The 13,609-nt window shown below is 61.9% G+C and carries 12 protein-coding genes and 1 pseudogene; 5 read left to right on the top strand and 8 right to left on the bottom strand.

The window, feature by feature from the left end; all coding sequences use genetic code 11:
- The 3 genes and pseudogenes from ABJF10_RS04035 to ABJF10_RS04025 form a co-directional block, all read right to left on the bottom strand.
- A pseudogene (locus ABJF10_RS04035) lies at positions 1 to 500 on the bottom strand (Fe-S cluster assembly protein SufB); the annotation flags it as partial.
- Positions 501 to 512: 12 nt separating this feature from the next.
- Complete coding sequence (gene sufC / locus ABJF10_RS04030) at positions 513 to 1,277, bottom strand: Fe-S cluster assembly ATPase SufC (protein ID WP_348543234.1); 765 nt, start codon at positions 1,275 to 1,277, stop codon at positions 513 to 515.
- 18 nt (positions 1,278 to 1,295) lie between these two features.
- Complete coding sequence (locus ABJF10_RS04025; protein WP_348543233.1) at positions 1,296 to 1,775, bottom strand: transcriptional repressor; 480 nt, start codon at positions 1,773 to 1,775, stop codon at positions 1,296 to 1,298.
- 64 nt (positions 1,776 to 1,839) lie between these two features.
- Here ABJF10_RS04025 and ABJF10_RS04020 point away from each other — a divergent pair, with 64 nt between their 5' ends.
- Both ABJF10_RS04020 and ABJF10_RS04015 read left to right on the top strand, forming a co-directional pair.
- Complete coding sequence (locus tag ABJF10_RS04020; protein ID WP_348543232.1) at positions 1,840 to 2,304, top strand: hypothetical protein; 465 nt, start codon at positions 1,840 to 1,842, stop codon at positions 2,302 to 2,304.
- 234 nt (positions 2,305 to 2,538) lie between these two features.
- Positions 2,539 to 3,063, top strand: coding sequence for a hypothetical protein (locus ABJF10_RS04015; protein WP_348543231.1), 525 nt, complete (start codon positions 2,539 to 2,541; stop codon positions 3,061 to 3,063).
- Between the two features lie 347 nt (positions 3,064 to 3,410).
- Here the strand turns inward: ABJF10_RS04015 and ABJF10_RS04010 are convergent, their stop codons facing one another.
- Genes ABJF10_RS04010 through ABJF10_RS04000 form a run of 3 tightly spaced genes read right to left on the bottom strand, consistent with a single transcriptional unit; the run spans position 3,411 to position 6,188 of the window.
- Complete coding sequence (locus ABJF10_RS04010) at positions 3,411 to 3,785, bottom strand: hypothetical protein (protein ID WP_348543230.1); 375 nt, start codon at positions 3,783 to 3,785, stop codon at positions 3,411 to 3,413.
- A 9-nt stretch (positions 3,786 to 3,794) separates the two neighbouring features.
- Positions 3,795 to 4,982: a DUF3592 domain-containing protein gene (locus tag ABJF10_RS04005; protein WP_348543229.1), complete on the bottom strand. Its 1,188-nt coding sequence runs from the start codon at positions 4,980 to 4,982 to the stop codon at positions 3,795 to 3,797.
- Between the two features lie 54 nt (positions 4,983 to 5,036).
- Positions 5,037 to 6,188, bottom strand: a complete 1,152-nt coding sequence (locus tag ABJF10_RS04000) for a DUF3592 domain-containing protein (RefSeq protein WP_348543228.1) — start codon at positions 6,186 to 6,188, stop codon at positions 5,037 to 5,039.
- A 131-nt stretch (positions 6,189 to 6,319) separates the two neighbouring features.
- Here ABJF10_RS04000 and ABJF10_RS03995 point away from each other — a divergent pair, with 131 nt between their 5' ends.
- From ABJF10_RS03995 to ABJF10_RS03985, 3 genes are read left to right on the top strand one after another with little or no spacing between them, the layout of a single operon-like run.
- A complete protein-coding gene (locus tag ABJF10_RS03995; protein WP_348543227.1) occupies positions 6,320 to 9,733 on the top strand; it encodes a PDZ domain-containing protein in 3,414 nt (1,137 codons plus the stop codon).
- 42 nt (positions 9,734 to 9,775) lie between these two features.
- A complete protein-coding gene (locus ABJF10_RS03990; protein ID WP_348543226.1) occupies positions 9,776 to 10,234 on the top strand; it encodes a GAF domain-containing protein in 459 nt (152 codons plus the stop codon).
- 47 nt (positions 10,235 to 10,281) lie between these two features.
- Positions 10,282 to 11,664, top strand: coding sequence for a hypothetical protein (locus tag ABJF10_RS03985; protein WP_348543225.1), 1,383 nt, complete (start codon positions 10,282 to 10,284; stop codon positions 11,662 to 11,664).
- Positions 11,665 to 11,673: 9 nt separating this feature from the next.
- Here ABJF10_RS03985 and rfbA read toward each other — a convergent pair whose 3' ends face one another.
- Together rfbA and rfbB are read right to left on the bottom strand one after the other, a co-directional pair.
- Complete coding sequence (rfbA, locus tag ABJF10_RS03980; protein WP_348543224.1) at positions 11,674 to 12,546, bottom strand: glucose-1-phosphate thymidylyltransferase RfbA; 873 nt, start codon at positions 12,544 to 12,546, stop codon at positions 11,674 to 11,676.
- The gene (gene rfbB / locus ABJF10_RS03975) at positions 12,543 to 13,607 is read right to left on the bottom strand and encodes a dTDP-glucose 4,6-dehydratase (RefSeq protein ID WP_348543223.1); all 1,065 of its coding nucleotides are present in this window, start codon (positions 13,605 to 13,607) and stop codon (positions 12,543 to 12,545) included. Before rfbB ends, rfbA begins: the two co-directional genes overlap by 4 nt.
- Positions 13,608 to 13,609 lie beyond the last annotated feature (2 nt).

Here is a 13,609-nt window from a genome sequence, read left to right as displayed (position 1 = left end):
CCGAACCACTTGCGGAAAATCTCCGGGTGTTCCTTCAGCCCATCGGTCGAGCCCATGAAGATCACGCCCTGCTCGCCCACGGCCTTCTTGATATTGGAATAGACCGCCTCGGAGTCGAACTGCGCCTCGACGCCGGCGAGGAACTTGCGCTCCTGCTCCGGGATGCCGAGCCGCTCGAATGTGCGCTTCATGTCTTCCGGCACATCTTCCCACGAGCGCGAGGCCTTCTGGCCGCCCGACAGGTAGTAGCGGATGTCCTTGAAAACGATGTTCTCCAGGTCTTTCGAAGCCCAATGCGTTGGCATCGGCTTGGAGAGAAAGACGTCGAGGGCCTTGTGGCGCCATTCCCGGATCCAGTCCGGCTCGTTCTTGACGTTGGCGATGTAGTCGACCGTGTCGTGGGACAGGCCGGTGCCGGCGTCGAACGCGTGTTTGACGTCGTATCGGAAATCGCCGCGCGTGCGGTCGATGTCGAGATCAGTAATTTCTTCCGTAGGCATATGGTTCCTCGGTTAAGCGGACACGGGCTCCGCGATTTCGTCCCGGATAAAGTCGTAGCCCTTTTCCTCGAGCTCGTAGGCGAGTTCTTTTGGGCCGGTGCGCACGATGCGGCCTTCGACCATCACGTGCACCACGTCCGGCACGATGTAATCGAGCAGGCGCTGGTAATGGGTGATGACGAGGAAGCCGGTCTCCGGTCCGCGCTGGGCATTCACGCCCGCGCTGACGATGCGCAGCGCATCGATGTCGAGGCCGGAATCCGTCTCGTCGAGCACCGCATACTTCGGCCGGAGCATCGCCATTTGCAGGATCTCGTTCCGCTTCTTCTCGCCGCCGGACAAGCCTTCGTTCACCGCGCGCGCCGTGAATTCACGGCGCATCTCCAGCTTGTCCATCTCCTCGTACATGTGCTCGTAAAATTCGGTCGCCTCGATCTCCTCGCCTTCCGGTTGGCGCGCATTGAGCGCCGCGCGCAGGAAGTTGGCGTTCGACACCCCGGGAATTTCCATCGGGTATTGGAACGCGAGGAACAACCCTGTGCGGGCCCGTTCGTCGGGCGCCAGCCCCAGGATGCTTTTTCCATCCAGCAGCACGTCACCGCTCGTCACCGTGTAATCCGGATGGCCGCCGATGGCCTTGCTGAGGGTGCTCTTGCCGGAGCCATTCGGCCCCATCACCGCGTGGACTTCGCCCTTCGGGATCTCGAGGGTCAGGCCGCGGATGATTTCCTTGTCGCCGATGCGAACGTGCAGGTCTTGGATTTTCAGTGAACTCATGGTGATTAAAAAGGCCGATTATTTGCTTCGGTTCTGGGGGGCCTTTTGCGGGTCCGCAGTCGCGCATTTCGGGCACAGCCCGCGGAACGAAACTTCGTGCTGCAAAATGGAAACATTTTCCGGCAATTCCCAGATGTCCTGGGGGCGCCGGCGCGAGCGCAGCGGGATATCCATCACCCCGCCGCAACCGTCACAAAAAAGGTGGGCATGCTCCGCCAGGTTCGGGCAGTAGCGCGACGGCTCGCGGTCGTGGTTCACCGCCTTCACCAGCCCGCAGTCCGTGAGCGTTTCGAGGCAGTTGTAGACCGTGGCCAGCGAGACCTTGGGCATCTTCGCCTTCACCCGTATGAAGACCTCCACCGCCGTCGGATGATCGCGTTCCCCCATCAGCGCGTCATAAACCGCCCGCCGCTGGTCGGTCATGCGCAGACCACGCCCATGGATATGGTCATCGGGTGTCGGCGAACCGTCACCGCTGTGTGCATCACGCAGTTTCATGGGCACATTCTGCATCGCACCGCCGGCTAACCTTATCAAGAATTATTCTAAATAAACTAAAAGCGTGAGTTTCAAACCCTTGATCTTGTGTGGCCTGCCCAGGCGGGCGATTTTGCAGCCAATGAGACCGTGGATCAAGTTGGTCGTCTGCCTGCCTGTCGCCGTGGGCTTGATCGCCTTGCCGTGGATTGCCGCCCACGTTGAAGCCCGCCATGGCGAAGAATACTTCCGCAAATTGTATACGGGCGGTCCGCCTGAATTCTTTCCTGTCTTATCGGATTACGAGTGGGCGGTTATTTTCGGCGGACATGCTGGTTTACGCCGGCTCAAGGCACTTTCTGAGGATCAATCTCTGAAGCCTATGGCGCGTTGGACGGCAGGCCAGGCCTTTGCCTATATTGGAACCGGCCGGTTCCAAAAAGAGATGGCGACGACGGAGGAGGTGGTCCCATTCTTCCAAAGTCCGCTTTTTCGAATGGAACTTTTCGGTCTTCGTTTCCGGGAAGCGCTTCTCAGTCTCACGGAGTGATGCCGTCTTGAAACTCACCATACTCCGAGCAGACAGACTGCGAATTGAGGCCACTGAATGAGAAGCTGGGGCCAGCGAATCACACAGATCACACGAATGAAAACCTCCTCATTCGTGTGATCTGTGTGATTCGCTGGCGCACCTCTTCTTTCCACGACTGAGTTTCACAGTCTCTAAAGCAGGGCAGCTTGCACGACTTTTGCTATTTTTAGTCCGCAAACCCTTTTCCCTCTTATGAAGATCCGCCAGTTCCTTCTCTTCATCGCCGCTTTCTTGCTGATTTCCGGGTCAGTGCAGGCGGCCCAAGCCCCGAAACTCGACACCCTGCTGGGCGAATACAAGAAGGCCCGCGCCGATGTCCTCGGCAAGCTGAACGAATCGTATGCTGCTCAGGCGGATGCCCTTACGCAGAAATATCAGGCGATTTCCAACCTGGACGGGGCAGATCGCTCCCGCACTTTTGCCAAGCGCCTGCGCGACCCTGCGGAGGTGAACGAAATCCAGGTGACCGGCGACAACCCGAACGATCCTCTCGCCATGCTTCAGGCCCGCTATGCCAGTTCCCGGGCGGAGAATTTAAACAATGTTTATGGCTTCTACTCGTCGACCGCGCAAAACCTGCGCGCCGAGCTGTTGAAGAGCAACGATCAGGCGGGAGCCGATGTCCTCACCACCTTTCTGGAGAAGATCAAGCCGGCCAAGGTCACTGCGGCTGCCCCGGCGACTCCCGCCAAGAAGCGCAAGGTGCCGGCCAAGTAAGGTGATTTGGTGCCGCCCAAATCTTGTCCAAAGGTCATTTTTATATTGACTTTTTGGTCACGCTGTGCTAGCCTGCGCGCTGGAAATGGGATTTGAGGTTCTTTGATACGTGGATCGGGAAGGTCTCTGATGCAAATGAGATGCAATAAGGCGGCTGGATACGCTCGGGGATTGGCTGGCAGGCAGCCTTGATTGGCTTATAGCCGGATCAGAGTAGGCCATAGTCCGGTCAAGCCGGGTCAAGGCCAGTCAAGGCTGGTAAAGGCGGTTTTTTCTCCGAGCCGAAATCCAGGCGCACGCGTCGGAAGGGATGGTTAATGCCATTCAATGGCATTAAAGTTTGCCCGCTATTTGGGCGTCACCCTCGGGAGTGAGACGGCCTTCCCGCCGGGTGCGATCACGATGTCGACGCCGGCGGTGTGGTTCCCGGGATCGACGGCCACCTCCAGCGTCCAGGTGAGTGTGATGAGCGCGCCGGAAAAGCTGTAGGGCCCGTCCGGCAGCGTCAGCGAGAAGGGTCGTGTCTCGACGGCCTGTGGATTGGGAAAGGGGATGGCTTCGACAAGGCCGTCGTCTTCGATGCCGCGTCCTTCGGTGCGCCAGAGAAGTCGCAATTCCGCGTTCTTGGGCGCGGCGCCCAATTGCCATGAGACCTGGCCGGTCACACGATCACCGGGGGAGAATGCCGATTGACGGTCTTGGATCTGGATGACGACGGACATGGCGATAGGTCAGGTAGTTTTCCCGCGCGGCAGAACATTGATCGGGTAATCCTCCTCGACCTTGGGGAAGCGCGGGACGTCGCCGCTCACCCGGATGCGCCACACGATCTTGTTGTGCGGGCCGTTGAAGCTGTGCATGAGGCCGGCGGGAATCGAGACGCGGCCCTGGCCCTGGTTGAGTGCTTCGTCCGCCATCGCTTGGAAGATCGGGATCTCCGCAAAGGTCTGGGTGTGCGTCTGCAAACTGTCGCCACTGCGGGAGACGGTCTGTTCCCGCCCTTCCAGCAAGATGCGGATATTGTGCAGCCGCCCCGCGCGGCCGGTGACGTTCCACTGGAACTGGAATTCGCCCCCGAGGGGGACGGCATTCGTGCGGGCGCTGAGTCGCACGCGGGGATTGAAGAGCGCCGTGAAAGCGCCGATCGCTCCCAACGCGATGACCAGGCCGATGAGGCAAAAAAAGCCGACGAAGATCTTCGCGAAGATGGGCACGCTGTGGCTGTGGCTGGGCGAAAAGGTCAGATAGACGAAGATACTCATGAAGCCGTTCCAGAAGAGGGCGAAGAAGAGGACCAGGAAAAACTTCCCGAGCGGGGTCGTCTCCGGCTTGAGCGGCACTGGTTCTGCGGTCGCCGGCGCAAAGGTCGGCACCGCCTTCTTTTGCAACCGCTTCTTGCGGCCGGCCGGGCGCAGCGAGAAGTACAGGCCGACCCCGCCGACGAGGGCAAACGGCAGGGCGATGAAGCCGAAGAGCATCTCCACATTGAGGCCGCGGTGGATGACCGCCTCGGCGGGGTTGGACGGATTGACGTAACACACCGTCTGCCGGCCTGGTGGATATTGGTCCACCACGCGCTGCTTGCGATCCTTCCCGCTGGTCGAGCCGGTGGCAAATTGGTAGCGCTTCGAGGTAAAGGTGCCCGCCTCGCAGCGATAGTGATAGACGACCTCGATGTTGTAGGTGGGGCTGCCTCGGCTGGAGGTGCTGTGGTGCACGACCACGCGGCTCGAATCCACGGTGCAGGGCGTCTCCTGCCAGCGCAGGCCGGCGACCACCTGGAGCGCGGGGTAAATCGTTCCCAGGGAAAAGGCCCCGATCCCGATGAGAAGGAAGGCCCCGCAGAAAAGGCGCACGCATCCGGTGCTGGCGGCGCTTGGTTTGCGCACGGTGACGGACTTGCTGAAGAGCGAGCTCACGATGGGGGTTTCCTTTGGCGGAAGCGGGCGGTTTTGGCAATGCGCATCGCCGGATTAGCGGGCGACGATGTTGATCGGATATTCGTCGTCGATATCGGGGAGGCCGCGGGTCTTGCCGCGGACGCGCAGGCTCCAGAACTGCTCGTCGGCGACGCTGGGCCTGGACTCGAGCGGGACGACCACGTGCGCCGCGCCTTGGGCGGGGAACTCGCGATTGGAGGCGTCGAAAACATTGATCTTCGCGAAGACCTGCTTTTTCGTGCGCACCTTGCGGCCACCGCGAGTTTCCTCGGCGTTGCGGCCTTCGAGCGTGAGATGCACCTTTTGCAGACGAGAGACTTTTCCGGTGACCGTCCACGAGAGGCGCAATTCACCGCCGACGGGAATGGAGGTATTCTGCACGGTGACCATGACGCGCGGACGAAAGAGAGAGCAGAACTGCTCGACCACGTTGCAGAGGAAGAGGAAGCCGGCGAAGAGGAAGAGGCAGAGGATGATGCGCGGGCCGAGCTCGACGTCCCGCCGGTCCTCCACGAAGAAGAGCAAATAGGCGATGAAGCCGATGACGCTGTTGAACGCCAGGGTGGCAATGAGCCTGGTGAGGAACTTGCCGGTCGGCGGACGCTGCGGCGTGAGGAGGATCGGGCCGCCCGTGCCGGTTGCGACGGTTCGCGCCGCCTCCGTCTCGGACTTCCAACGCGCAAGGGCGGGGGAGAAAATCAGGCCGAGCCCGCCGGCCAGCGCGAGAAAGAATGCGAAAATGCCGCGTCCCATTTCGGGCTGCCAGCCGCGATTGAGGACCGCTTGGTCCGGGGAGCGGGGATTGACGAAGCAAGTGGTTTCGAGCCCCGCGGGATGACGATTCACGATCGCCTGCTTGGTCCGCAATCCGTTGGGAAAGCCAGCCCCGAAACAGTAGCGCCCGGAGGTATGGGACTGCCCGCCGAAGGTGTAGTGGTAGTGGATGTCGACGCGATAGCTCGTGCTGTCGTCACCCTGTTCACAGAAGACCTGGCTGGAGTCCACGGTGCACGGGGTGGCCGGCCATGGCCGGGCGTTCAGGATCTGGAATCCGGGCCACGCGGTGAGCGCCAGGAAAAAGCCCGCGCCGATCAAGAAAAGAACCGTCAAGCCGACGCGGAAGAATGCGGTCTGGCTGGCGTTCGACTCACGCGCGGCGGCGGGTTGTTGAAAGAGCGAACTCAAGGCGTTGGCTTCGTTTGCCGGATGCGCGCCGCTTTGGCAATGTCCAACGCCGAATGACACCCTCGAAACCCGCCCTTTCCTGACTCGCCAAAACACCCCCGTCCCCGCATCCTCCCGCTTCTTTCCGCCCCATGAAACTCCCCCTTTGTCTTGGTTTCGCCGTCCTTGCCGTCTCGATTCTGCATGCCGATGACGAACCGCTGCCCGCGCAAATCGATGCCCGCATGCTCCAGATGCCGGCGGTTTCGAAATCCCAGATCGCCTTCGTTTATGCGGGCAATATCTGGATTGCGCCCAAGTCGGGCGGCACGGCGTTGCGGCTGAGTTCGCCGCGCGGTTTGCAGCAGTTCCCGCGTTTCTCGCCCGATGGCACAAAGCTGGCCTTCAGCGGCAACTACGATGGCAACGTCGACATTTACGTGATGCCGGTCGGGGGCGGGGAGCCCCGGCGCATCACGCACCACGGCGACAGCGAACGGCTGCTCGGCTGGTATCCGGATGGTCAGTCCCTGCTCTTTTCCTCGCACATGACGAGTTTCACCGAGCGCGTCGGCCAGCTCTTCAAGGTCTCCGCCCAAGGTGGATTGCCGGAAAAGCTACCGGTCGCCTACGGCGAATTCGGCGCGATTTCACCGGATGGTCGCACGCTGGCCTTCACGCCGATCTCCACGGACTTCGCCACTTGGAAACGGTACCGCGGTGGGATGGCGCCGGACATCTGGCTCTTCGATCTCGAACAGAAAACCGCCGAGAACGTGACGCACAACGACGCGAACGACTCGCAGCCCATGTGGCACGGCGAGACGATGTATTTCCTCTCCGACCGCGACGGGCACGAGCGCGACAACATCTGGGCCTACAACACGCGCACCAAGGAGACACGCGAGGTTACGCACTTCACGGATTCCGACGTGCACTTCCCGAGTGTCGGGCCGAGTGATCTCGTTTTTGAAAACGATGGCCGGCTCTACCTGCTGGACCTCGCCACGGAACAGGCGCACGAGGTGAACCTCAAGGTGGCCACGGACCGCGCCACGCTCCGCCCGCGGTCGCAGAATGTCGCGTCGTACGTGCGCAGCGCGACCGTTTCGCCGACGGGCAAGCGCGCCCTTTTCGAGGCGCGCGGCGAGATCTTCAGCGTGCCCGCGGAGCACGGCATCGTGCGCAATTTGACCGAGACGAGCGGCATTGCGGAGCGCTTTCCCGCGTGGTCGCCGGATGGCAAATGGATCGCCTATTTCAGCGACCGCACCGGCGAGTACGAGCTGACCATCCGCCCGGCCGACAAGCCGTTCGGTGAGCAGACGCTCACGCATTTCGGTCCAGGTTTTCGTTATCAACCGCAGTGGTCGCCGGACGCGAAGAAGATCGTCTTCATCGACCAGGCGATGCGCATTCACCTTTTCGACCTGGAGACAAAACAGACGAGCGAGGTGGGCCGCCAATTGTGGGCTTACGAAGGCGACCTCGCACGCTTTGCCGTGAGTTGGTCGTCGGACAGCCGCTGGTTTGCCTACGCCGCCGACCGGCCCAACCGGCAATCCGCCATCGTCGTTTTCGATGCGCGCGAGAAGCGCGAGCTGGCGGCCACGAGCGGCTTTTACGACGACGACATGCCGACCTTCGATCCGGACGGGCGCTATCTCTACTACCGCTCGAAACGCGTCTTCGAGCCGATCTACAGCGAGTCGGACAACACGTGGATCTACACCAATGGAGAGAGCCTCGTGGCGCTGCCCTTGCGCAAGGATGTGCCTTCGCCACTGGGACCGCGCGACGATGAAGAGCCGGTGCGCAAGGACCCGCCCGTGCCGGAAAAGCCCGACGAGAAAAAGGAGGAGCCCGCGAAGGACAAGAAGGACGAGGAGCCCAAGCAGAGCGAGCCGAAGAAGGACAAACCGCAGGGCGATGCGGCGCTGAACGAGCAGAAGTCGCCCATCGAAAATCCGCCTCCCGGCGAGGCGCGTCCCGGCATGCGACTGGCCCGGCAATATCCGCTCAAGCCCAAGCCGTTGACGATCGATTTCGACAACATCGAAGCGCGCGGCGTGGTGCTCCCCGTCGGTGGTGGACACTTCGACAATCTCCTTGCTGTGCCGGGCAAGGTGATCTTCCGCTGGCCGCCCCGGGTCGGAGCGCGCAAAGGCACCGCGCCACTGTCTTTCTGGGATCTTGAGAAGCGCGAGGAGAAGATGATCCTCGACGATTGCGGCAGCGTGGACCTGTCCGCCGACGGCCATAAGCTGCTCGTCAGGCGCGCCGAGCAGTGGGGCATCGTCAACGTGCTGGAGGGGCAGAAAATCGACAAGCCGCTGGCGTTGGGCAGTCTCGAAACGCAGGTCGATCCGGCCGCGGAATGGCGGCAGATCTTCAATGACGCCTGGCGCATCGAGCGCGACTTTTTCTACGATCCCGGCATGCACGGCGTGGATTGGCAGAAGATGCGCGTGCGCTATGGCAAGCTGCTGGTGGATGCGGTCACGCGCAGCGACGTGAACCATCTTCTCGGCGAATTGCTCGGCGAATTGAGCTGCTCGCACACCTACCGGAGCGGAGGCGACCTGGAGGAAGCGCCGACGCGTGGCGTGGGCTATCTCGGTTGCGATTTTGCGCTCGAGCAAGGGGCGTATCGTATCGCGCACATCGTTACTGCGGCGCCGTGGGACAATGTGCGCTCGCCCTTGCAGCAGCCGGGGGTGGATGTCCACGAGGGTGAATGGCTCCTGGCCGTCAATGGCCGCCCGATCGACACCCGGCAGGATCCGTGGGCGGCCTTTCAGGGGCTCGCGGACAAGGCGGTGATGTTGACGGTGACCGACAGCATGAACCCCGTGCACCAGCGCAATGTGCTCGTGCAAACCATCGGCAGTGAAGCGGCCCTGCGACACAAGGCGTGGGTGGAGGCGAACCGCCGCCGGGTCGACGCCGCGAGCGGCGGCAAGATCGGCTATATTTACGTGAAGAACACCGGTGTGGATGGACAGAGCGAACTCTATCAGCAATTCCGCGGACAGGTCGCCAAACAGGGGCTGGTCATCGATGAGCGCTGGAATTCCGGCGGGCAGATTCCCGACCGTTTCATCGAGCTGCTCGGCCGGCGCGTGACGAACTACTGGGGCGTGCGCGACGGGCGCGACTGGCAGACCCCCTACATCGCGCAGGTCGGGCCGAAAGTGATGCTCACCAACGGCTGGAGCGGTTCGGGCGGCGATTGTTTCCCGTGGCTCTTCCGCGAGAACAAGCTCGGGCCGATCATCGGCACGCGGACGTGGGGCGGCTTGATCGGCATGACCGGCGCTCCCAGCCTCATCGACGGCGGACGCGTGACCGTGCCGACGTTCAGCATCTACGATACTGCCGGGAAATGGATCATCGAGGGCCATGGCGTCGATCCCGATATCGCGGTGCTGGACGATCCCGCCGCGCTCGCGCAAGGCCGCGACCCGCAGCTCGAGCGGGCGATCGAGGAAGTGCAAAAGGAAATGCAGACCAGCCCGCCCGGCGCACCGCACAAGCCGCCGTATCCCAATCGCGCGCCGAAGTAATTGAATGTTGGATGTTGGACGTTCGGTGTTGGATGTTCCGCCATGACCTCGCCCCTTCCTTCTGATCTCGAATCCGCCGTCGCCACCAGCGACATCGCCACCGTGCTCGGTGCCACGCTCACGCACTTTGGCTGCCAGGCTGGGACCGTGCATCTGCTTCGCGAGGGTGTGTTGAAGCTCGCCGCCCACAAAAATATCCCGCCTCCCGTGGTGCAAATTGTGGAGACCGTGCCGATCGGAAAAGGCATCGCGGGCCTGGCGGCGCAGCGGCTCGAGCCCATCACGATTTGTAATTTGCAGACCGATACTTCCGGCCAGGCCAAGCCCGGCGCAAAGGCCACGGGCATGGAAGGTTCCGTGGCCGTGCCCATGCTGGTCGATGGAAAATTACGCGGCGTTTTAGGCATCGCCAAAGCCGACGCGTACGATTGGCCGGCGGCCGAAACCGACCTGCTCACGCGCGTCGCCGGCGCGCTCGCCGCGCGTTTGCCGCAGGAATAAATAGGATTGACGTCATGACGGGCGGCGACTAACAGCATCGCCCCTGAATGAGGGTAACTCGAATCCTAGGGACTGCGATTCAGGGGGTGATGACGCTGGGGCTAACGCTCGGCGTGCTCTCGCGACCCTTGCTGGCGCAGGATGCAGAACCAGCCGCCGCGGCGGATCCACCAGCGCTCGAACCTGCATCACCAGCGCCCGGGCAAGTGCTACCGCCGGCCGCGGAGCCGGTCATGGACCTTCCCACGACACCGGCGCCATCGATCGAATCGATCACGCTCTTCCCGCATCAAGGCGAGCTCACCTCGGGTAACAGCTTCAACGATCAGCGCTTCGGTTACGTGCTGCACGGCCAGGTGCGCGCTTCGTACGACAGCAACATCTTCATTAAGGAACACGGTGCGGAACACGACTTCATCTTCACGATCCAGCCGGGCCTCGCGGTGGGCTGGGGCGAGTTCAAAAGCGAACTCTACGGGCCGGACAGCTTTCGCCATCGCTTCGAGCGGTACGTGGAGAAGAACTATATCTTTGCGGACTATTCGCCGAGTTACACCTGGTTCGCCAGCCATGGGAGCGAGGACACCTTCGATCACGACGCCAAGCTCGAAGGGGAATGGACGATCCGGCGGCTGACGTTCGGGGTGCGAGCCCGCTACGTGACGGAGAACGTGGCGGAGGCGGATATCGGCGAGCGCATCGAGGAGCGGCATCCCAGTGCGGCGCTCACCTCGCGCTACCAATACAGCGGCAAGACTTCCTTCGAGGTAAACGGATTTTACCAAGGCACCGATTACGCGGGCAACAACGTCGACACGAAAGAATGGCGCAACGAGGATTGGCTCAATTACCAAATTTCGCCCAAGATCAAGCTCGGGCTCGGCGGCGCGTTCGCCTATATCGATCGCAGCAGCGAGCCTTCGCAAACGTACCAGCAAGGGCTGGCGCGCGTGAAGTACGAGGCCACGGCAAAGTTCACCGTGAGCCTGACCGCAGGCGGCGATTGGCGGCAGACAGAGAACGCGGGCAGTCGCACCGACGGTGTCTTTCAGCTCGATCTCGCCTGGACGCCTTTCGCGGGTTCTTACCTCTACTTGCAAGGCTACCGGCGGGCCTACAATTCCGGCATTGAGGGCAGCGAATACTTCCAGGCGACGGGAATATCGCTCGAATATCGCCAGCGGCTTTTCCAGCGCTTCTACTTCGATCTCACCGGGGGCTACCAGAATGCGGACTACAAGGATGAACTCGGCTCTCCGAATTTTGGCCGCAATGACGATCTCTATTTCATCCGGCCCAGTATCGGGTTCGACCTTGCGCAGTGGCTGAACTGCGAGATTTCCGGCGAGTACCAGAAGAACGATTCCAACAGCGTGGGCCACAGCTTCGACACGACGATCGTCATGTTAAAGTTCAACTTGCTGTTCTGAACGGCAGAGTCAGCTGACGAGCAGTGCGCGGAGATAATCAGCGTAGGAGGTCTTGCCGAGGTCGTCGATGAGGGTGCGCAGTTGGTCGGGAGTGATCCAACCCTTGACCAGCGCAATCTCCTCGATACACGCGATTTTCAAGCCCTGGCGGTTCTGGATGGCGCGGACGAAATCGGCGGCTTCGAGCAGCGAATCGTGCGTGCCGGTATCGAGCCAGGCGAGGCCGCGGCCCAATGTCTCGACATGGAGCTGGCCGCGCTCGAGGTAGACACGGTTGAGATCGGTGATCTCAAGCTCACCGCGCGGCGAGGGCTTGAGGCTGCGGGCGAGATCCACGACTTGCGAATCGTAGAAATAGAGCCCCGGCACAGCGTATTTCGACTTCGGCACCTTCGGCTTTTCCTCGAGCGAGATGGCTTTCCCGGCGGCGTCAAATTCCACCACGCCATAAGCCTCGGGATTGGACACGTAATAGCCGAAGATCGTCGCGCCAGCGGTGCGATTCGACGCGGTGCGGACGGTCTTTTGAAAATCGTGGCCGTAGAAAAGATTGTCGCCGAGGACCAGGCACGCCGGGCTGCCGGCCAGAAACTCCGCGCCGATGAGGAAGGCCTGCGCCAGGCCGTCGGGCTTGGGCTGTTCGGCGTAGGAAATCTCGAGGCCAAATTGTTTTCCGTCGCCGAAGAGCCGCTGGAATTGCGGCAGATCGTGCGGCGTGGAGATGATGAGGATCTCGCGGATGTCGGCCATCATGAGCACCGACAGCGGATAGTAGATCATCGGCTTGTCGTAGACCGGCATGAGCTGTTTGCTCACCGCGCGGGTGACGGGATAAAGCCGCGTGCCGGAGCCGCCAGCGAGGATGATGCCTTTGCGTTTCATGAGAGGACTCCGAGACGTTCCTGACGGTAATTGCCGCTGGAGATGTTGGCGCACCAGGGCTGATTGCCCAGATACCATTCGACCGTCTTGCGCAGCCCGGTGGCGAAGGATTCCGCCGGCTGCCAGCCGAGTTCGCGCGTGATCTTCGCGCAGTCGATGGCGTAGCGGCGATCGTGACCCGGCCGGTCTTTGACGAAGGTCTTGAGCGTGGTGTACGACTTCCCATCAGCGCGGGCGCGCAACTCATCGAGCAGTGCGCAGAGCGTGTCCACCACGGCGAGATTCGGCTGCTCGTTGAGGCCGCCGACGTTGTAGGTCTCGCCGAGTTGGCCGCGGTCGAGCACGAGGCGGATGGCGGTGCAATGGTCGCGCACGTAGAGCCAGTCGCGCACATTCAGGCCATCGCCGTAGATCGGCAGCGCGCCGCCCTCGAGCGCCTTCTGGATCATGAGGGGGATCAGCTTCTCGGGAAACTGCAGCGGGCCATAATTGTTCGAGCAATTCGTGGTCAGCACCGGCAGGCCGTAGGTGTGATGGAAGGCGCGCACGAGATGGTCGCTGCCCGCCTTGCTCGCGGCGTAAGGGCTGTTCGGGGCGAACGGCGTTTCCTCGGTAAAGGCCGGGTCCTGCGGACGCAGCGAGCCGTACACTTCATCGGTCGAGACGTGCAGGAAGCGGAACGCGCTCTTCTTTTCCGGTGGGAGTTGGCCCCAATAGGCGCGCGCGGCCTGGAGCAGGCGCAAGGTGCCCACGACGTTGGTCTGGACGAAGGCTTCGGGGCCGTCGATCGAGCGATCCACGTGCGACTCCGCGGCGAAGTTCACCACCGCATCGATGGCGTGCTCGGCGAACAACTTCGCGATCAGATCGCCATCGCCGATGTCGCCCTTCACGAAAACGTGGCGGTTGTCTTTTTCCACCGGCGCGAGATTGGCCAGGTTGCCCGCGTAGGTGAGCTTGTCGAGGTTCACAAGCCGCTCGACATCCTGGCGCTCCCCGAGTTGCTGCAGGACGAAATTGGAACCGATGAAGCCGGCGCCGCCGGTGACGAGCAAACGCATGA

This window comes from Chthoniobacter sp., assembly GCF_040003245.1.
GTDB lineage: Bacteria > Verrucomicrobiota > Verrucomicrobiia > Chthoniobacterales > Chthoniobacteraceae > Chthoniobacter.
Note: the sequence above shows the minus strand (reverse complement) of the source record. Positions and strands in the feature narration are given on the sequence as shown.

Excerpts from the sequence above, each read along its gene's own strand:
- ABJF10_RS03990 (WP_348543226.1), top strand. The coding sequence starts at position 9,776 with ATGACCTCGCCCCTTCCTTCTGATCTCGAATCCGCCGTCGCCACCAGC.
- ABJF10_RS04025 (WP_348543233.1), bottom strand. The coding sequence starts at position 1,775 with ATGAAACTGCGTGATGCACACAGCGGTGACGGTTCGCCGACACCCGAT.
- ABJF10_RS03995 (WP_348543227.1), top strand. The coding sequence starts at position 6,320 with ATGAAACTCCCCCTTTGTCTTGGTTTCGCCGTCCTTGCCGTCTCGATT.
- rfbA (WP_348543224.1), bottom strand. The coding sequence starts at position 12,546 with ATGAAACGCAAAGGCATCATCCTCGCTGGCGGCTCCGGCACGCGGCTT.
- sufC (WP_348543234.1), bottom strand. The coding sequence starts at position 1,277 with ATGAGTTCACTGAAAATCCAAGACCTGCACGTTCGCATCGGCGACAAG.
- ABJF10_RS03985 (WP_348543225.1), top strand. The coding sequence starts at position 10,282 with ATGAGGGTAACTCGAATCCTAGGGACTGCGATTCAGGGGGTGATGACG.
- rfbB (WP_348543223.1), bottom strand. The coding sequence starts at position 13,607 with ATGCGTTTGCTCGTCACCGGCGGCGCCGGCTTCATCGGTTCCAATTTC.
- ABJF10_RS04015 (WP_348543231.1), top strand. The coding sequence starts at position 2,539 with ATGAAGATCCGCCAGTTCCTTCTCTTCATCGCCGCTTTCTTGCTGATT.
- ABJF10_RS04010 (WP_348543230.1), bottom strand. The coding sequence starts at position 3,785 with ATGTCCGTCGTCATCCAGATCCAAGACCGTCAATCGGCATTCTCCCCC.